An 18,174-nucleotide genomic window follows, 5' to 3' on the forward strand; every position below is an offset into this window, starting at 1 on the left:
CCGCGCGGCCCTCCGGCACATCGTGCCCGCGGAGGCACGCACCCTGCCTCCGCGGCAGGAGCGGGCCCGCCGTCCGCTACTCCCCGGGGAGGAGACGCCCCCTAGGCGCCTCCCCTCTCTTCTTCTCCTGCGCCCCGCCCGCTGTAACACGCCGACCGTTCAACAATCGTTCTTTGGCCGATAAGCGATCGTCGAGCAGGGCGGCCTGGTGACGCCGCCCACGCGTTGCGCCGAGAGTCTTCGGCGGCTCGAGGCACTCGCCGGGGCGCGGCGCCCGCCCCGGCCCGACCTGCTCGACCCGCACGAACCGGCCACCAGGACGGCCCCACCCGAGCCCATCCCGTGCGCACCCTGTCCCCGGGCGCACCCTGCCCCGGGCGCCACCGCACCCGCCCGAGAACTACCGCGGAGGCCCATCCGGCCCGTACGGGAGACGGGACGCCGGATCCTGCCCGTGCCCGGCCTCACCCACGCCCCCGCACCCGCCCCACACCCACGTCTGCCGAGGACCGCCCCCGGAGGCGCACACTGAGACCATGCGCAGACGGCCACCCCCGGGCACCGTCCCGTGGCACCGAGCGATGCGGACGCTGGCGCGACTCCATCACCACGCCGCCCCGGCCCGCCCCTCGCGCCCCGCCCAGCGGGACGCCCTGCTCGCGGTCCTGGACGAGGCGGTGACCGCGCAGGCGCCGGCCGACGCGGCGGTGGCGGCCTGCGGCGAACCGAGCCCCGTCTCCAGCCAGACCGCCCGCTCCTGCGGACGGCAGAGCATCACCCTGCACCGCCTGCGCGCCCGGCTGCAGGACCTGCACCTCACCGAGCCGGACCTGGTGGCGGTCCAGGCCCACGCGGCCCGCCTGCTGGCCTACGACCTCTGGATGCTCCGGGAGTCCCTCAACCTGGCCTTCACCCTCCACCCCAGCCCGCGCACCGAGGCCGCCCGGCTGCGCCTCAACGGTCTGGGCCGCCACGCCGACGACCTCCGGCGGCTGCGGGACGGCCTGCGCGGCGAAACGGCGTAACCCACCTCGCCGCCGAGCCACCCGGGTGCCGCCCCCGCCCGAGGACCGTCCTCACCACGGCGCTCCCTCAACCGAGGGTGCGGGCAAGCCCGTTGGGGAGGCGTCGGCCCATCCGCCGAGGCCGCGTCCCGGGAACGCCGCCGACGTCCGGGATGTGGACCGGCGCGCCCTGGGGTAATTTAGGTCGTTTGTCACTAATCTCCGGTGGCTGTAAGGAGTCGATCCTTCGCGTCTCGCATCTACGTCTTCACCGGAGATGACATGCACAAGCTTCACAAGGCCGCCGTCCTGCTCGCCGCCCTCGGCAGCGTCGGCATCCTGGCCGCCGGCACCGCGCACGCCGACGGCACGGGCCGGGGCGGCGGCCAGTTCAGCGTCCAGCAGAGCACCACCTGCCGGTCCCACGACCTGAACATCGACATCCTCGGAGCGGTCGGGCTGCTCGACGGCGTCCTCGGCAACGGCCTCAACGGCGAGGGCGACCCGGCGGCCCAGAGCTCCCAGCTCGGCTCGAAGATGGGCTGCGACAACAAGGCCTTCTAGCCGGGGCACCGATCGGACACCGATCGTCACCCGACACCGGACGGGCGGCCGGCCGTGAGGCCGGCCGCCCGTCCCACGCCCGCGGCGTGATCTCCCGAACGCGGCTCAGCCGCGGTGCGGCCGGGCCGGGAGGCCGTCGATGCTGAGGGAGTTCTTCCGGCGCATGTACTCCTCCAGCTGCGCCGGCGTCCTGCGTTCGCCCCACTGGTCCTGCAGGTCCCGCTCCCGTACGAGGGTCATCTCCGGAACCGTGAAGCCGCAGGAGTCGGCGATGCGGTCGAGGGAGACCACGACGACGGAGCGCGGGATCGGATGGCTGCCGAAGTGCCCGGCGAGCCCGTCCCATTCGGGCGTGCCGGGGAAGACGCAACGGCCCTCGCCGTACAGCCGCACGATCTTCGGGCGAGCGGTGAAGGAGCAGAACATCAGGGTGATCCGGCCGTTCTCCTTCAGGTGCGCGATGGTCTCCGCGCCGGAGCCGATGAGATCGAGATAGGCCACGGTGGTGTCGTCGAGCACGGCGAAGGTGTCCGTGCCGCCCTTCGGCGACACGTTGACGCGGCCGTCGGCGGCGAGTGGTGCGCTGGCCACGAAGAACATCGGAGCGCGGGTGACGAAGGACCGCAGCGCCGGGGTCAGTGACGCGTAGAGCCTGCCCATGAACCCTCAGCCCCTCTCCCGCGTCGTCATGATGTCCTCCGCCGTCTGCGCCGGCCCGATCAGCCGGTCCGGGCGGGGGGCCACCGCCGTGATGGGACGCACCTGCCCGGCCGCCTCCCGGGCAGCGGTCCGGATCGTGATCGACGAGGCCAGCTCGCGCGCCCTGCGCCGCGCCTCGTCGGCGTCCGCGGCGCGGACGATGAGCAGCCCGCAGCGGTCGTACGACCAGGCGATGGGGTGGACGGTGTCCCCGGGTGAGACTCCGATGTGCAGGTCCACGACGTCCGGGGCGGCGCGTACGGCCTCGGCCCCGTCGACGGACTCGACGACACCCGGCTCGGCGGTGAGGAACCGGATGGCCGCCGCGCACCGGGGGGCGCCGGGCAGCACCGGCTCGGTGGCGCCCGCGTACCAGAGGTAGGCCAGGGCGTCGATGTCGACGCCGTACACCTCGTGGACGAGGTCGGCGATCCGGTCGCCGCCGCGCCGGTTGTGGGACTCCACGAGACGCGGGCCGTCCGGGGTGAGTTTGATCTCCGTGTGGGAAGGGCCGTCCCGGAGGCCGACGGCGTCGAGCATGCGCACCACGAGGTCGTCCACCCGCGCGGCGAGTTCCGGTGCCCGCCCGGCGGGCTGGACGTGTCCGATCTCGACGAGGGAGTCGAGGGTCTCCTTCGCGGTGTGTGCGAGGACGACATGGCGTCCTCCGTAGGAGAACGCCTCGACGCTGATCTCCGGCCCCTGCAGGTATTCCTCCATCAGGAAGGTGTGCAGCCCGAAGTCGCGGGCCCACGCGGCCACGGCGGGCACGTCCGCGGGCCCGTGCGCCCGTCGCACACCGATGCTGCCGGAGCCGTACCGGGGTTTGATCACCGCGGGGCCGTACGTCTCGACGAAGGCGCGCAGGTCGTCCTCGCCGTGGCCGAGCCGGGCCACGGTGGCGTCCACTCCGCGCCTGCCGAGCAGGGTCCTGAAGGCCAGCTTGTCCTGGAGGACCCGTACGATGTCGAGTCCGGCGCCGGGCAGGCCCAGGGCGGTCGTCGCCGCCGCGGCCGTCTCCAGCCCGTCCTCGATCATCGAGACGACCCGTTCGACGGGGCTCCGGCCGTGCAGCGCACGCAGCAGTGCGACGACGGCGTCCGGTTCCCGGTAGTCCGTCAGCAGGGCCTCGCCGACCTCGGCGAGACCCTCCGCGGCCAGTTCCCCCGGCTGGTGGATCCAGACCACCTCGAAGCCGGCGGCGCGGGCCTTGCGCAGGGCGGCCGGGGTGCCGCCGATGATCGCGATGCGCCGGGTGCCGCTCATGCCCGCAGCTCCCGTCCCGCGGCGTCTTCCAGCCAGCGCACGACCTCGACGTTGTCGGCGCCCGCGGGCAGTTCCGCCCCGGCCCGCTCCCACAGCTCCCGGCACGCGGTGCCGAGCGGCGCCGGTCCGCCCGCGTCGGCCTGGAGTCCGGCGGCGATACGGATGTCCTTGAGCATCAGCCGCAGCGCGAAGCCGGAGTCGAAGGTGCCGGTCAGCACGTGGTCGGGCAGTTTGGTCTGCGAGGCGTGGTTGCGGCCGGTGGAGGCGTTGATCACCTCCAGCATGACAGCCGGCTCCAGGCCGAACGCCCGCCCCGCGAGCATGACTTCGGCCACCGCGGCCAGGTTGACCGCCGACAGCAGGTTGTTGAGCGCCTTCAGCGCGTGGCCGGCGCCGGGCGGCCCGACCCGGTGCGGCCGGCCGAGGGCGGACAGCACCTCCTCGGCGCGGTCGAGGACGTCCGTGTCGCCCGCCGCCATCAGGGTGAGTTCGCCCGCGCGGGCGGCGGCGGGGCTGCCGGAGACCGGGGCGTCCACCACGGCGACGCCGAACCGGGCGGCCCTGCGGCCGAGTTCGAGGGTGTCGGCAGGTGCCGAGGAGCCGGTGTCGATGATCAGGGCGTCTGGTTCGAGCTCGGTCAGCACCGCCTCGGCAACCTGCCGGACGGCAGCCCCGTCGGGAAGCATCGTGACGACCACCGGGGCGGCCAGGTCCGGCACGGCCGGCACGGCCGTGACACCGGGGTGTGCCGCGGCACGGCGCACCGCTTCCGCATCGAGATCGAAGACGCTCACCTCGTGCCCGGTGTCCGCCAGGCGGCGGCACATTCCGCCGCCCATCGCTCCGAGTCCGGCGAAACCCACCCGCATGGTCCGACCCATCCTTCCGTCCGCTGCCTGCACTTCGTTTCGTTCCCCCGGGACGCGACTGCTGCCGTGCCCCGCCCCGCCGCCCGGTTCCCCGCGCCCGGCTCAGGTCTCGACGGGTGCCGGGACGCGGGCCCCGGCGCCGAGGGCGACCCGCTCGCCGGCGACCCCCGCGAACAGGAAGACCACGGCCGCCCCGACCCAGCCGAGCCGCCCCGAGCCCAGCAGCAGACCGGTGACCACCACCGGCCCGAGCACCCGCTCCGCGGACAGCCCCAGGTTGAAGACCGCCAGGTAGCGGCCGCGCTCCGGAACCGGTGCCAGCGCGATGGACAGTTCCCAGCCCGCGGAGTTGGCCATGACCTCCCCCAGCGACAGCGCGACGACGGCCGCGCCCAGCCAGCCGATCGCGACCCAGCCGCTCGCGCCACCGGCCGCCGCGAAGCACAGACCGGCAGCGGCGAGCACCGCTCCGGCGCAGGCCAGCAGGCGGCTGGTGCGCCGCAGCCCGTCGGCGAACCGGCTGACGGGGATCTGCAGGACGACGACCAGCCCGGTGTTCAAAGCGAACAGGACGGACACCGTGACCCGCGGCGCGTCCGTGTGCTCCAGCACCCACACCGGCATCGCCACGAGCAGCAGGGCGTCGAAGAAGGTGAGCAGGAAGTTCAGCCCGGTCAGCGCGAGGTAGCGCGGGTACGGCAGCGCCCACCTGGCCCGCTCCCCGGCTGCCGGACGCCCGCTCTCCCGGACCCGCAGCACGAGGGCCGCGCCCCCGAGGAAGGCGAGGCCGATCGTCCCGAGGGTGAGCTGGTAGGCGAGCAGGGTGTCGCGGACCAGGGCCGCGCCCGCGGCCATCGCGCCGACACCGAGCCCGACGTTGCGCACCACGTTGATCGTCGCGAGCACCCGGGTCCGCTCCCGCTGGACCGGCACGGACCCGGCGACCAGGGCCTGGAGGACGGGCGGCGCGGCCCGGTCCACCGCGACGGCCAGCAGGGTGACGCCCAGGAACTGCCAGAAGGAGGTCACGAACGCGTACGTCACGCAGCAGGCCGCGCGGGCCGCGTACAGCACCGCGAGGACGTTCCGCGCGCCGTAGCGGTCGGCGAGTTCCCCGCTGAACAGCGACACGGCGAGCGCGACGGCTCCCGCACCGGCGAGGCCCACGCCGACCTGGTTCGCCGTCAGGCCCACCTGGCGGGTGAAGAAGGCCACCGAGGACGCCATGAACAGGCCGATGCCCAGCGACTGGACCAGGGCGGCAGCGGCCAGTCGGCCACCGCCCGCGGGGAGCCGGCTCAGCCTCATGTCAGTCCGTTCCGAAGTCGAAGTCCACGCGGTCCTCCAGCTCCATCTCCCGGACGATCCGCCGTACACCGGAGAAATCGCGGACCAGCAGTCCGTTGCCGGCCTGGGCGCGGCAGTCGGCGACGATGTCGGCGGCGCGCTCGACGCCCGCGTGCTCGAGGATGCCGGGCCACACCTCGAAGTCCTGGGCGACGAAGGCGTGCAGGGCCTTGGGCAGGTTGTCGGTGAACGCCCTGCGCTGCTCCTCGTTGAGGTGGACGTAGAGCGCCTTGGCGACCTCGACCATCACGGAGGAGTGCGCGGACTCGTCGCGGGCGTGCAGCCGGGGGACGAGGGCGTGCAGCGGCTGCACCGACTCGTCGCGGGAGAGCAGTTCCAGGTAGGCGTTGACGCTGATCTCGGAGACGGTCGTCCAGACGAGCTTGAGCAGGTCCCGCTCCCACTGCTCGCTCGCCTTCGCGTCGGCCTCGAGGAGCCTGCGGTAGGTGACGGTGTGCGGGTAGCGCGGCTCGCGGGTGACCGCCCGGATCTCCCGGGTGCGTTGCATGGCGACCATGTGCATGTACGTGTGCCAGACCTCGTCGACGTGAGTCTGCTGCACGGCCCGCTTGAGATGCACGCCTTCGGCACCCGGGAAAGCACCGTGCATGATCATCGTGAAGGTGGGGTTGGCGACGTACTCCTCGGCCGCGATGACGCGCTCGTTGTAGACGAGCCAGGCCATCGTCAGCACCTTTTGGCGCTGTTCGGGGGTGGCGGCCAGGAAGAGCGGGTGCCGGGCGAACGGCAGCAGCCGTTGCGGGTAGTCGGGGAGCGACTCGTCGTACTCCCCGGGCTCGGCGACCCGGTCGAGGTCGGTGCGGATGGTCGCGCGGCGTGGCCAGGCGTCGGCGATGCGGCGCAGCACGGCCTCGTCGACGTGCCCGGGCTCGCCGTCGCCGGCGTCCGGTTCGTGGGCGTGCTCGCTGAGGACGGTCACTGTTCCCCCTCCGGTGAGGACGAGTCGATGGCGCTGGCGAGGAGCGCCACGCCGTGCCGCAGGCCGTCCTCGTCGATGACCAGGGGCGGCATGATCTTCAGGACCTCGCCCCGCGCGCCCGAGGTCTCCACCAGCAGTCCCCGGTCGAAGGCGGCCCGGGAGACGCGGTCGGCGAGGCCGTCGTCGGCGAAGGCCAGCCCTCGGATCAGTCCTCGGCCGCGCACGGCGCAGCCCAGGTCCCGGTGTGTCCGGGCCAGGTCGCCCAGGAGGCGCTCCAGCAGGGCGGCACGGCCTTGGACCCGGGCGGTGAAGGCGGGGTCGGCCCAGTGCTCCAGGCAGGCGGCAGCGGTGACGAAGGCGAGGTTGTTGCCGCGGAAGGTGCCGCTGTGCTCACCGGGGCCGAGCAGGTCGAGCTCGGGGCGGACCAGGGTGAGCGCCATGGGCAGGCCGTAACCGCTGATGGACTTCGACAGACACACCAGGTCCGGCACGATGCCCGCTTCCTCGAAGCTGAAGAAGGTCCCGGTGCGGCCGCAGCCGGCCTGGATGTCGTCGACGATCAGCAGGATGTCCCGGGCGCGGGCGGCCTCGGCGAGCCGGCGCAGCCACGCGGGGCTCGCGGAGGCCAGCCCGCCCTCGCCCTGCACGGTCTCGACGACGAAGGCGGCGGGCTTGTCGATGCCGCTGCCCGGGTCGTCGAGGAGCCGGGTGAGGTGGTCGACGGTGTCGGTGTCCGGGCCGAAGTAGCCGTCGTAGGGCATGCGCGTGACATGACCGAGCGGTACGCCGGCGGCGCCGCGTTTGAAGGCGGTGGCGGAGGCGGCCAGCGCGCCGAGCGACAGGCCGTGGAAACCGCCGGTGAAGGCGATGACGTCGGTGCGGCCGGTGACCCTGCGGGCGGTCTTGAGGGCGGCCTCGACGGCGTTGGTACCGGTCGGGCCGGTGAACTGGACGCGGTGGCCGAGCCCGCGGGGCGCGAGGACGACGTCCCGGAACCGCTCGAGGAAGCGGGCCTTGGCCGAGGTGTGGAGATCCAGGCCGTGGGCCGGGCCGTCGGCGAGCAGGTAGTCGACGAGGGCCGCCTTCGCCGCGGGCGGGTTGTGGCCGTAGTTGAGCGCGCCGGCGCCGGAGAGGAAGTCGATGTACTCGTGGCCCTGTTCGTCCCACATCCGGTGGCCCGAGGCGCGGGTGAAGACGGCCGGGAAGCGGCGGCAGTAGGTCCGTACGGCCGATTCGAGCTCGTCGAAGACCGTGGTGGCGGACGCCGGGTCGGTGACGGTCATGACACGCTCCAGGGATCGGTGCCGGTGATCCGCGCGGCCTGACGGGCGTCGAGCGCGGTACGCGGGGAGAGCGGGAACCAGCCCGCGAGGGTGAGCCGGATCAGTTCGCGCATCCGGTCCGCGATGAGGTCCGGGGTGTAGGCCCCGGGCACGTCGGCGGCGTCGAGGGTGGCCGTCGGCGGGAAGTAGCGGCCCTGCTTGGCGGGGCGCACCACGGCGTCCCACAGGTTGAGGCTCTGCCCGCCCCAGCGGGCCCGGCCGCTGAACACGGAGTAGACGGGCAGACCGGCCGGGTGGGGGCGGCTCAGCGCCTGGTTGACCGGTTCGCTCACCATCTCCACGATCAGGCCGCAGGCGCCCGCGTCCCGCGCCCGGCGGGCCTGCGCGAACAGCTCCAGGGCGTCGTCCACGGCCTCCCCGTGCCGGCCCAGGCCGGTGAGCTGAGGCGTGTAGCCGAGGTGGGCGAGGGTGGGCAGGCCGGTGGCGGCGACCGTCTCCACGCAGCGCAGCTGGTCGGGGCCGCCGACCTCGATCTTCACGGCGTCGGCGCCGGCCCCGGCGAACCGGGCGGCCGCCGCGTGGGCGGCGGCGGGGTCCGCGGTGGTGCCGTCGGGCAGGTCGGCGAGCAGGAACGGGGTCCGGGGCCGGGCGAACTCGCGATCCATCGCCTCCCGCACCTCGACGACCAGGCCGACCATGGTCGACAGGGCCCAGTCACGTTCTGCCGCCCGGGACATGACGGTGGTGGAGCGGCCGAGGTGGGTCATGAAGTAGGAGTCGCCGACCATCACGCACTCGACGGGGCTGTCGACCAGGTCGGGCGCCCGCAGCGCCTTGGCCAGTCCCTCGATCTCGTAGCCCCGGTAGGCGTTGATCTTCAGGCCGAGCTGGGCCGGCGACTCGTGGCGCCACAGGTAGGGCGCGAGGGCGCCGGTCCGGGGCGGCGCGGTCAGTTCGGCGCTCATGCGGTGGCCTCCCGGTAGACCTTGTTGATGCGGTGGACGGCTTCGCGCAGGTCCTGCGGGGGCGCGGCCGTGAAGCACAGGCGGGCCCGGTCCGTGCAGTGCTCGCCGAAGACCCTGCCGGGCGCGAGCCCGACGCCCTCCTCGGCGCAGCGGCGGACGAACTCCTCGTCGCTGCCGTACGCCCGCAGGTCGAGGAAGGTGTAGAGGCCGCCGGCGAGTGCGGTGTGCGGGATCTCCAGCGTCTCGTGGGCGAGCCGGCCGGCCTCGGCGGCGAGCCGGCGGCGGGCGGCGAGCTCCGCCGGCGAGGTGGACAGGGCCTCGTACATGGCGAACTGGGCGGCCGTGGACACCGAGTACAGGGTGTGCAGCGACCACTTGGTCAGCGTCTCGGTGCAGCCGGGCGGGGAGATCAGGTGGCCGGCGCGGGCGCCGGGCATGGCGTACGTCTTGCTGCACGAGTGCACCGCGAAGGTGCGCTCGTCGGCCCCGCCGACGGTGGCCGGATCGAGGAAGCCGTCGGGGGAGAAGTCGTAGTTCTCGTAGGCGTTGTCGGCGATCAGCCACAGGTCGTGCCGCTCGGCCAGGTCGACGAGGCGGGCCAGCTGAGTCTCGTCGAGACGGTAACCGGTGGGGTTGTTGGGGTTGTTGAAGTAGATCGCGCGGGTGCGGGGGCCCACGGCGGCCTCGACGACGGAAAGGAAGTCGAAGCCGGGTGCCGTGGCCGGGTCGGACAGCTCCAGGAAGACCGGGACCTCGCGGGGCACCCCGCCCGCCGCGCGGACCAGGCCGGTGGCGAACAGCCACTGCGGGGAGAGGACGAGCACGTCGTCTCCGGGCCGCAGGATCGCCCGCAGCACCACGGCGATGGCGTGCGTGGCTCCGGCGGTCACCAGGATGCGGTCCGGGTCGACCGGGGTGCCGCGGCGTGCTCCCGCCGCGGCGGCGAGGCGTTCGCGCAGCAGGGCGACACCGGCGGGCGGCGCGTGCTGGTGCGGCTCGATCCCGAACTCGGCGCGCTCCCAGACCCGGGGGTCGGCACACGGCGGGAACACGGTCTTCCCCTGGTGCAGCCCGACCGGCGTGCGGTGCCCGTGGGCCCGCAGCAGCCGTTCGACCGCGACCAGCGGCGAGGGGGGAATCTCGGTCAGCGGACGACCGAAGGAGGGCATCGTCGGCTCCTAGTCGGCGGTGGCGGGGCTGGCGTGGGCAGCCGGGGCGGGGCCGGGGCCGGCCGCGCGGGCGGTGGCCGTCAAGGCCCGTGCCGCGCCCCAGGAGGGGCGGTCCAGACCGAGGTTCTCGCGCAGGGTGGTGCCCTCGTAGGCGGTGCGGAACAGGCCGCGGCGCTGCAGTTCGGGCACGACCAGGGCGACGAAGTCGTCGAGGCCGTCGGGCAGGACCGCGGGCATGACGTTGAAACCGTCGGCGGCCCCGGTGGTGAACCACTCCTCGAGCTCGTCGGCCAGGGACCGGGGGGTGCCGATGACGATGCGGTGGCCACGCCCGCCGGAGATCGACCGATACAGCTCGCTGATGGTCAGGCCCTCGCTGCGGGCCTTGTCGTAGATCAGCCGCTGGCGGCTGGTCGAGCCCTCGGTGCGGGGCAGTTCGGGCAGCGGACCGTCCACCGGATGGCCGGAGATGTCGACGTCACCGAGGAGCAGCTTGAGCAGCCCGAGGCCGACGACCGGGTCGACGAGTTCCTGCAGGGCGGCGTACTTGTCCTCGGCCTCCGCCCGGGTGCGGCCGACCACGGGGAAGATCCCCGGCAGCACCTTCACCTGTCCCGGGTCGCGTCCGTGTCCGGCGGCCTGCTCCTTGATGCTCCGGTAGAAGGCGCGCGCCCGGTCGACGTCCGGCGCGGCGGTGAAGACGACCTCGGCCCAGCGGGCGGCGAAGTCCTGCCCGTCCGGCGACGAGCCCGCCTGCACGATCACCGGGTAACCCTGCGGCGGCCGCGCCACGTTCAACGGCCCCCGCACCCGGAAGTGCTCCCCCTCGTGCCCCAGGACGTGCAGCTTGCCCGGATCGAAGAAACGCCCCGACTCCTTGTCGTACAGGAACGCGTCGTCCTCCCAGCTGTCCCACAGCCCGGTGACCACCTCCATGAACTCCCGCGCCCGGCGATACCGCGCCGCATGCTCCGGCTGCCGCTCCAGATTGAAGTTGCGGGCCTCCGCGTCCGTGACGGAGGTGACCACGTTCCAGCCCGAGCGGCCCGCGCTGAGATGGTCGAGGGACGCGAACCGCCGCGCCAGGTTGAAGGGTTCGTTGTACGTCGTCGACGCGGTGGCCGCCAGACCGATACGGGTGGTGTGCACGGCGAGCGCCGACAGCAGGGTCAGCGGCTCGAACTGCACGATGCGGCCCTGCCGGCTCAGCTCCTCCGCGTCCCGGAACGGAATCCGGATACCGACCCCGTCGGAGAGGAAGACCATGTCGAACAGGCCGCGCTCGGCGGTCCGCACGAGGTCGCGGTAGTGCCCGAAGTCCAGTCCCCCGTCGGCGTGGGCATGCGGGTGGCGCCACGAGGCTATGTGGTAGCCGGGTGCCACCAGAAACGCACCGAGACGGAGCGTGCGGCGCGGTGTGCGCGTCATTCCGAATCCCCCTTTGCATACGCGACCCGAAAGGGACGGTAGCCAAGGGGACGGACCGGGCCACGGTTGTGGGCACAACGAGATTTCCCCTCGAAAAACTCGTTGTGCCCATTACGCCGAGGCCTTTCCCAAAACTGTTTGCGGAGCGCGTACTTGACCTACTGTTCAGGGGCCTGCGAACCGGAGGTGAACCGATGGACAAGGCGGCTTCCGTCCTCGTTCTCGTCGACAGCGACTATGCCGACACGCCGTACGACAAGTGGTCCGCCGAGGCCGGCGTCCGGCCGTCCCTACTGGTGTCCGCCCGCCGGTATCCGCAGTACCGCCATGTCCCCGGGGCGCGCTCCTTCACCGCCTACGCCACCGGCGGCGACGTCGAGCGGGCGGCGCTCGCCGGGGCACCCGCGGTGGTGGTGGCCCGGTCGGAGGCGGACGTGCTGCGCGCGGCCCGGCTGCGTGAGCTGCTGGGCGTGCCCGGGCAGGACCTCGCCAGCGCGCTCGCCTTCCGGGACAAGGTGCTGATGAAGACGCTGCTGAGGGAACGGGGCGTGTCCGTACCGGAGTTCGCCCCGGTGCGCATGCCGCTGGATCTCGTCGCGTTCCTGCGCGCACACCCCTACCCGGTGGTGGTGAAGCCGGCCTTCGGCTCGGGCTCCACCGGGACCCACGTGCTGCGCGACGACGCGGACCTGGCCGCGCTGCTGGCCGCCGGACTGCCCGAGCACGCGCAGGTGGAGGAGTTCGTCGAGGGCGTCATGTACGTCGTGGACGGGCTGGTCGTGGCGGGCGAGCCACGTGCCCTGTTCGTCTCCCGCTACCTCAACGACTGTCTGTCCTACCGTGCGGGCGTCCACCTGGGGTCGGTGCAGCTGACCCGGGACGACCCGCTGGTGGACCGGCTCACCGGCTACGCCCGGCACGTCCTCGGCCGGCTGCCGACGCCCCGGTGCACCGCCTTCCACCTGGAGGTCTTCCGCACTCCGGCGGACGAGCTGGTCCTGTGCGAGGTGGCGAGCCGCACGGGCGGCGCCCTGACCAGCCCGGCCGTGCGCGCGGCCACCGGCTTCGACCTCGACCAGGAGTGGTTCCTGGCCCAGGTGAAGGGCGCCGCGCACCCCGTGCGTAAGGTGAACGGGGCGGCCCCGGGACGGTCTGCCGGCTGGGTGGTCTTCTACCCCGCATCCGGCACGCTCGCCGGGCTGCCCTCCGCCGCGCCGCCGTCGTACGTCGTCGAGCAGCGGCTGCGCGGCAGCGTGGGCACACGGTACGAGGGCGGCGAGAAGTCCGGGGTGTACCTGGCCGGTTACGTCGTGACGGGCCGGGACGCCGACGAGGTCGAACGGCACGTGGGCGAGCTCGCCGAGTGGTACGCGGCCTCGGTCCGGTGGGCGACGTGACGGCGGGCACGGGGACGGCGGGCGAGGCGCCGGCGGAGAGGTCCGCCGGGCAGGAACGAGGAGCAGCGATGCGGTACATCGTCGTCGGGGCCGGCGCGGTAGGCGGCTCGATCGGGGGCCGGCTGCACGAGAGCGGCCGTGACGTCGTCCTGGTGGCGCGCGGCGCCCACGGCGCGGCCCTGCGCGCGGACGGGCTGCGCTTCACCACCCCCGAGGGCACCCGTCACCTGCGCGTCCCGGTGGCCGACGGACCCGAGGACCTCCCGCTGCGCCCGGACGACGTCCTGGTGCTGGCCGTCAAGACCCAGCACACGGCGGCCGCGCTGGCCCGGTGGGCGGGCCGGCCGGTCGCGGGCGGCGGTCTCGCGGGCGAGTCGCTGCCTCTGGTCTGCGCGCAGAACGGCGTCGAGAACGAGCGGCTGGCGCTGCGGCTGTTCCGCCGGGTGTACGGCATGTGCGTGGTTCTGCCGTCCTCGTTCCTGCGCCCGGGCTCGGTCACCGCGGCGTGCGGGCCGTACACCGGGGTGCTGCTCCTCGGCCGCTACCCGTCCGGTGCCGACGGCACCGCCCGCCGCATCGCCGCCGACCTGGAGGGGTCGGTGTTCCGTGCACCGGTCGTGACGGACGTGATGCGTTTCAAGTACGCCAAGCTGCTGGGAAATCTCACCCAGACCGTCGAGGCCCTGTGCGGACCGGTGGCGGCCGGCACTCCCGCCGGGGAGCTGGCCGAGCGGGTACGGACCGAGGGCACGGCGGTGCTGAAGGCGGCCGGGATCGACTTCGCCGACGCGGCCGAACTGGCCGCGCTGCGCCGGGGCACCGTGGAGCCGCGACCGGTACCGGACGGGGAGCGCGCGCTGGGGTCGGCGTGGCAGAGCCTGGCCCGCGGGGCCGGCTCCATCGAGGCGGACTACCTCAACGGTGAGTTCGTGCTCCTGGGGCGCACGCACGGGGTGCCCACGCCCGTCAACGAGACGCTGCTGCGGCTGGCGAACGCCTCGGCGGCGCAGGGGCGGCCCCCCGGCACGACGGCTGCGGCCGAGGTGCTGGCGCTGCTGGACGCCCCGGCGTGACAGCCGGTCCGCCGGACGCGCTGCGCGACAGGGTCCTCTACGGATTGTGACCGGAATTCTCCCGGAAGCTCCCCTTGGTAAATCTCTTGTAAACAAATCTCTTTGCCAAAGCTGGATTGCCGCTGCCCGCGCGCGTCGGAATCAATGAATGCCGAGTGCGGCCAACAGCCGCACTCCGGCGTGGTCAAACGGTCAACCACTGCTCCACGCCCGCCTGCTGAGCGATGCGCGAATCGGCCACGCTGACCGATTCCCATGCATCGGATTGACCGGAACGGGGGTTTCATGTCCGAACGCACGCCTGCATTGTGCACACCGCCACCCATACGCGAGGACATACGAAAACACGAACGGCGCAATGCCCTGCACACACTCGTCGGCCTGCTGGAACTGGCCGGGCACGACTGGGGGACCGTCACACACCGGGTGGGCGCACTGCCCGTACGCGCCCTGCTGGTGGGCAAGACCGTCGTCGCGGCGCAGCGGGGTGTACGACTGTCGGTCAGTGAGGACTCGTCACTTCACCGGCGCCAGGACCGGGCGGACCATCTGGTCACCATCCTGGGCAACCTGATCGACAACGCCGTCGACGCGCTCCGCGATCATCGCCCGGCCGTCCCCGGCGGACCCCGGATCGAGGTGGATCTGCGCGAGCGGGAGAACCTCACCGAACTGCGCGTGTCGGACAACGGGCCCGGAGTGCCGCCGGAGAAGCGGCGGTGGATCTTCACCGACGGGGCCTCCACCAAACGCCACACGGACGACCGCCACCGCGGTCTGGGCCTGGCCCTCGTCGCCGGCCTCGCGCGGGAGCGGGGCGGCACCGTGACGGTCACGGGACGGGAGGGGTACGGCGCGGTGTTCACCGTCCGGCTCCCCTCGCGGGCGGGCGCCGGGGAACGGGAGGCGTCGTGATCGACGTCCTCGTGGTGGACGACGACTTCCACGTCGCCGGGATCAACGCGCGGTACGTCTCCCGGGTGCCCGGCTTCCGGGTGGCGGGGCGGGCGCACGACGCGGCCACGGCGTTCTCCTGCGTGCAGCACGGCGGCATCGACCTGCTGCTCCTCGACCACTACCTGCCGGACGAGAGCGGGTTGTCGCTCACCCGCCGGCTGCGTCGCGAGGGCCCGGAGGTCGACGTGATCATGGTGACCGCGAACAACCGGCCCGCCTCCGTCCAGGAAGCCCTGCGGGCCGGCGTACTGCATTACATCGTCAAACCGTTCACGTTCGAGGGCCTGCGCGGCAAGCTCGAGGCCTACGCGCAACTGCGCGGGGCCCTCGACGACACGGCGCTGGACCAGGGCAAGATCGACCGGGTGCTGGGAACCCTGCGCGCCTCGGCCGCCGCCGCCCCGATGCCCAAGGGATACACGGAGCGTACGGCCGAGCTGATCCGGCAGATCGTCTCGCGGGCCGGTGGCCCGGTGTCCGCACAAGAGGTGTCGGAACAGGCCAGGGTCAGCCGGTCCACAGCCCAGCGGTACCTCAAGTACCTGGAGGAACAGGGCCGGTTGCGCCTCACCCTGAAGTACGGGGACAGCGGCCGGCCCGAGCACCACTACTCCAACGCCTGACGGTGCCGCCCGCCCGCCGGCCTGGCGGGCGGCACCCGGTGCGGGTGGTCCGGACGTCACACCGCCGGGCCACCCGCGTCGCGCACCCGGAGCCCGAACTCCAGCCGGGCGACCGCGCCGCGGGCCGCTTCGAGGGCGTCCTCGGCGGTCCCGGCGAGAGCACGGGCGTACGCCACCCGTGAGTCCGACGAGGTCAGACCGCCGACCTCGGCACCCGCACGGACACTCGCAGCGACCTCGGTCACCCCGGGCACGGCGCGGGCTTCCTCCAGCCCGGTGACCTCGCCCAGCACTCCGCGGGCACCGAGCACCGCGAACCAGATCGCCGAGAAGCGCGCCTCGCGGGGCACCGCGAGCGCGGCCCGTACGTCCGGCAGCACCCGCTCCCCCAGCGTCTGGCGCAGCGCGCACTCGTCGAGGTCCACGCCGGTGGCGTCCAGGGTGAGCGCCGGGATCTCGTCACCGCCCATCCGCACGTGCGTCTCGATCACCCGCGGGCCCGCCGTGCCCAGCACCACCTCGGTGTGGGTGACGCCGAAGGCCACGCCCAGGGCGTCCAGGACGCCGTCGACGCAGGCGTGGATCTCCCGTACCCGCTCCTCGGGGAGACCGGCGGGCGAGACATGGCCGAGTTCGACGAAGGCCGCCGGGTCGGAGTACTTGCGGGTGATCGCCACCACCTGGTGCTCGCCCCGCTCGGAGACCGCCTCGACGCTGAACTGCGTTCCCTCGATGAACTCCTCGACCAGTACGCCCGGGTTGCTCAGGCCCAGGTAGCTGCCGCCGGCCCGGTCGAAGGCGGCGGCCAGGTCGCTGCCGGCGTCCACCCTGGCGACCCCGGCGCTGCCCGCCCCCGAGACCGGCTTGACCACACAGGTCCCGTGCGAGCGGACGAAGGCCCGCAGGGCGTCCACGTCGGCGACGCGGGCGTGCGCGGTGGCGTCGACGCCGGCCTCGGCCAGCCGGTCCCGCATGGCCTCCTTGTCGTGCACCAGGGACACCGTCTTGACGCTGTGGCAGTCCAGGCCCAGCGCCTCGCCGATCGCCGCGTAGTGGTCCTGGTCCCGCTCGCCGAAGGTGGCGATCCGGGTGAAGGGATGCCGGGCGTGGGCGGCGGCGGCCAGCGCGATCCACTCCTCGTCGGGGGCGTCGCCGCGCACCCCGATCACCCGGGCGTTGCCGCCCGGTTCGCGCACCTTGTGCAGGTAGTCCAGGTGGACGATCACCGAGGTCTCGGTGCCGGGCCGGGCGGCGCGCAGCCGGGCCGGGAAGTCGCGGCCCGTCCCTACGACCAGTACGTGCTCAGTCATGGCAACTCATTTCAGTAGCGCATCAGGGCGTCGCCGAAGCGGTCGGCACCCAGCCGGCGGCGGCGTACCACCACTGGGCCAGTTCCTCCTGGTACTTGCGCACCTCCGCCGCGGACCCCGCCGTCACCAGCGCGTCGGCGGCCGACTGCGTGAGGTGCTCCACCCCGCGGCCCACCGCCCCCGGCGCCAGCCGCACCGTCAGGTCCGCCGCGGGCACCGGACAGGGGTCCGCGGGCGGTACGAAGGCGCCGTGGCCCGCAGGCAGGAGGGTCCAGCCGGACAGCTCCGCGGGGGCCGGCGGTTGCCCGGTCAGGGTGAGCGCGCTGCCGCACTGCGCCCGCAGCCCCTCCTTGGCGAGGTGCACGCCGAACACCCGCTCATGGGCCTCGGCGATCAGCGCGCCCCCGGCCCGGCTCGCGATCTCGCACAGCACCGGCTCGCCGTCGGCTCCGATCCACGCCTCCAGGTGGAAGGCGAGGGCGGTCGGGGAGCCCGGCAGCGCGGCGAGCACGTCGTGCGTCAGCCGCATCAGCGGGCCGAAGCGCGGGTCGCCGGCGTCGAGCATGGCGCTGCTCAGGTGGGAGTGGTCCTGCAGGCGCTGGGCGATCCCGCCGCTGTCGTACTGCGACGGCCAGGCGTACAGGGCGGCCCCGTCCCGCATCATTCCGTCCACGTGGAAGAAGTCGCCCCAAACGAAGCTCTCCGCCATCCACTGGCCGGGCAGGTAGGGCACGTCCGACGTGCGCTGCCGGGCCAGGAACGCGGTGACGTCGTCCGGCCCGCGCAGCACCGCGACGCCCTCCGAGCCCGCGCCGAAACGGGGCTTGATGACCGCCGGCCGTCCCTCGGCGTCGAGGAAGTCGAACAGGTCCGACGGGCTGTCGACCGCGGCGAAGGCGGGGACCCGGATCCCGGCCTCCCGGGCGATCCGCTTCATGACGACCTTGTCGCGGTAGGCGGTGGCCGAAGCGGTGCCCTGGCCGGGCAGACCGAGCCGGGCGCGCAGCCGGGCGGCCCGCAGGACATCGCTCTCGCTGGTGCTGGCGACCAGGTCGACGGCGTAGGTGCGCGCCGCCTCCTCCGCGATCTGCTCGGTGGCCCAGGAGTGGTAGTCGGGCACCAGGCGGTGCATCGGGAAGGCCTCGGCGAGCACGTCCTCGGCGCCCTCGACGGCCCGGGGCGTGGTGACCAGGACGACGCCGGCGGCGGTGTCGTCGAGCCATTCGTGCAGGGGGCGACCGGTGAGCGGCTGACGGGAGAAGAGCAGGACTTTCGGCATG

General features: G+C 73.4%; 17 protein-coding genes. 6 read left to right on the forward strand and 11 right to left on the reverse strand.

Features of this window, described 5'->3' with window-relative positions; translation table 11 throughout:
* Positions 1 to 536 precede the first annotated feature (536 nt).
* Both ACJ9NR_RS12960 and ACJ9NR_RS12965 read left to right on the forward strand, forming a co-directional pair.
* Positions 537 to 1,025 (forward strand): hypothetical protein, encoded by a 489-nt coding sequence (locus tag ACJ9NR_RS12960; RefSeq protein ID WP_412487697.1) that lies wholly within the window; start codon positions 537 to 539, stop codon positions 1,023 to 1,025.
* Positions 1,026 to 1,286: 261 nt separating this feature from the next.
* Positions 1,287 to 1,568 carry a hypothetical protein gene (locus ACJ9NR_RS12965; RefSeq protein WP_412487698.1) on the forward strand — a complete coding sequence of 94 codons (282 nt, stop codon included), beginning with the start codon at positions 1,287 to 1,289 and terminating at the stop codon, positions 1,566 to 1,568.
* A 105-nt stretch (positions 1,569 to 1,673) separates the two neighbouring features.
* On the opposite strand, the gene ACJ9NR_RS12970 is transcribed toward ACJ9NR_RS12965, so the two are convergent.
* The 9 genes from ACJ9NR_RS12970 to ACJ9NR_RS13010 all read right to left on the reverse strand — a co-directional run bounded on the left by ACJ9NR_RS12970 (position 1,674) and on the right by ACJ9NR_RS13010 (position 11,534).
* Positions 1,674 to 2,228 carry a pyridoxamine 5'-phosphate oxidase family protein gene (locus ACJ9NR_RS12970; RefSeq protein WP_412487699.1) on the reverse strand — a complete coding sequence of 185 codons (555 nt, stop codon included), beginning with the start codon at positions 2,226 to 2,228 and terminating at the stop codon, positions 1,674 to 1,676.
* Between the two features lie 6 nt (positions 2,229 to 2,234).
* Entirely contained in the window at positions 2,235 to 3,533 is a 1,299-nt protein-coding gene (locus tag ACJ9NR_RS12975) for an ATP-grasp domain-containing protein (protein WP_412487700.1), read from the reverse strand.
* Entirely contained in the window at positions 3,530 to 4,402 is an 873-nt protein-coding gene (locus ACJ9NR_RS12980) for an NAD(P)-dependent oxidoreductase (protein WP_412487701.1), read from the reverse strand. Before ACJ9NR_RS12980 ends, ACJ9NR_RS12975 begins: the two co-directional genes overlap by 4 nt.
* Positions 4,403 to 4,504: 102 nt before the next feature.
* Positions 4,505 to 5,710 carry an MFS transporter gene (locus tag ACJ9NR_RS12985; protein WP_412487702.1) on the reverse strand — a complete coding sequence of 402 codons (1,206 nt, stop codon included), beginning with the start codon at positions 5,708 to 5,710 and terminating at the stop codon, positions 4,505 to 4,507.
* A gap of 1 nt (position 5,711) precedes the next feature.
* Positions 5,712 to 6,689, reverse strand: coding sequence for a diiron oxygenase (locus ACJ9NR_RS12990; RefSeq protein ID WP_412487703.1), 978 nt, complete (start codon positions 6,687 to 6,689; stop codon positions 5,712 to 5,714).
* Complete coding sequence (gene ectB, locus ACJ9NR_RS12995; RefSeq protein ID WP_412487704.1) at positions 6,686 to 7,972, reverse strand: diaminobutyrate--2-oxoglutarate transaminase; 1,287 nt, start codon at positions 7,970 to 7,972, stop codon at positions 6,686 to 6,688. The genes ACJ9NR_RS12990 and ectB overlap by 4 nt, the downstream gene beginning before the upstream one ends.
* Positions 7,969 to 8,937 carry a 3-methyl-2-oxobutanoate hydroxymethyltransferase gene (locus ACJ9NR_RS13000; protein WP_412487705.1) on the reverse strand — a complete coding sequence of 323 codons (969 nt, stop codon included), beginning with the start codon at positions 8,935 to 8,937 and terminating at the stop codon, positions 7,969 to 7,971. Before ACJ9NR_RS13000 ends, ectB begins: the two co-directional genes overlap by 4 nt.
* Complete coding sequence (locus ACJ9NR_RS13005; protein ID WP_412487706.1) at positions 8,934 to 10,106, reverse strand: pyridoxal phosphate-dependent aminotransferase; 1,173 nt, start codon at positions 10,104 to 10,106, stop codon at positions 8,934 to 8,936. Before ACJ9NR_RS13005 ends, ACJ9NR_RS13000 begins: the two co-directional genes overlap by 4 nt.
* 9 nt (positions 10,107 to 10,115) lie before the next feature.
* Entirely contained in the window at positions 10,116 to 11,534 is a 1,419-nt protein-coding gene (locus ACJ9NR_RS13010; RefSeq protein ID WP_412487707.1) for an LLM class flavin-dependent oxidoreductase, read from the reverse strand.
* A 194-nt stretch (positions 11,535 to 11,728) separates the two neighbouring features.
* Here ACJ9NR_RS13010 and ACJ9NR_RS13015 point away from each other — a divergent pair, with 194 nt between their 5' ends.
* The 4 genes from ACJ9NR_RS13015 (at position 11,729) to ACJ9NR_RS13030 (ending at position 15,584) form a co-directional block, all read left to right on the forward strand.
* Positions 11,729 to 12,931, forward strand: a complete 1,203-nt coding sequence (locus ACJ9NR_RS13015; RefSeq protein ID WP_412487708.1) for an ATP-grasp domain-containing protein — start codon at positions 11,729 to 11,731, stop codon at positions 12,929 to 12,931.
* A 68-nt stretch (positions 12,932 to 12,999) separates the two neighbouring features.
* Positions 13,000 to 14,004: a ketopantoate reductase family protein gene (locus ACJ9NR_RS13020; RefSeq protein ID WP_412487709.1), complete on the forward strand. Its 1,005-nt coding sequence runs from the start codon at positions 13,000 to 13,002 to the stop codon at positions 14,002 to 14,004.
* A gap of 285 nt (positions 14,005 to 14,289) precedes the next feature.
* Positions 14,290 to 14,919, forward strand: a complete 630-nt coding sequence (locus ACJ9NR_RS13025) for a sensor histidine kinase (protein ID WP_412487710.1) — start codon at positions 14,290 to 14,292, stop codon at positions 14,917 to 14,919.
* Positions 14,916 to 15,584, forward strand: a complete 669-nt coding sequence (locus ACJ9NR_RS13030; RefSeq protein WP_412487711.1) for a DUF7342 family protein — start codon at positions 14,916 to 14,918, stop codon at positions 15,582 to 15,584. The genes ACJ9NR_RS13025 and ACJ9NR_RS13030 overlap by 4 nt, the downstream gene beginning before the upstream one ends.
* A 56-nt stretch (positions 15,585 to 15,640) precedes the next feature.
* Here the strand turns inward: ACJ9NR_RS13030 and ACJ9NR_RS13035 are convergent, their stop codons facing one another.
* Entirely contained in the window at positions 15,641 to 16,894 is a 1,254-nt protein-coding gene (locus ACJ9NR_RS13035) for an ATP-grasp domain-containing protein (RefSeq protein ID WP_412487712.1), read from the reverse strand.
* A 22-nt stretch (positions 16,895 to 16,916) separates the two neighbouring features.
* Positions 16,917 to 18,173 carry an ATP-grasp domain-containing protein gene (locus ACJ9NR_RS13040; protein WP_412487713.1) on the reverse strand — a complete coding sequence of 419 codons (1,257 nt, stop codon included), beginning with the start codon at positions 18,171 to 18,173 and terminating at the stop codon, positions 16,917 to 16,919.
* Position 18,174: the final 1 nt, after the last annotated feature.

The organism is Streptomyces sediminimaris, from assembly GCF_047049295.1.
Classification (GTDB): domain Bacteria; phylum Actinomycetota; class Actinomycetes; order Streptomycetales; family Streptomycetaceae; genus Streptomyces; species Streptomyces sediminimaris.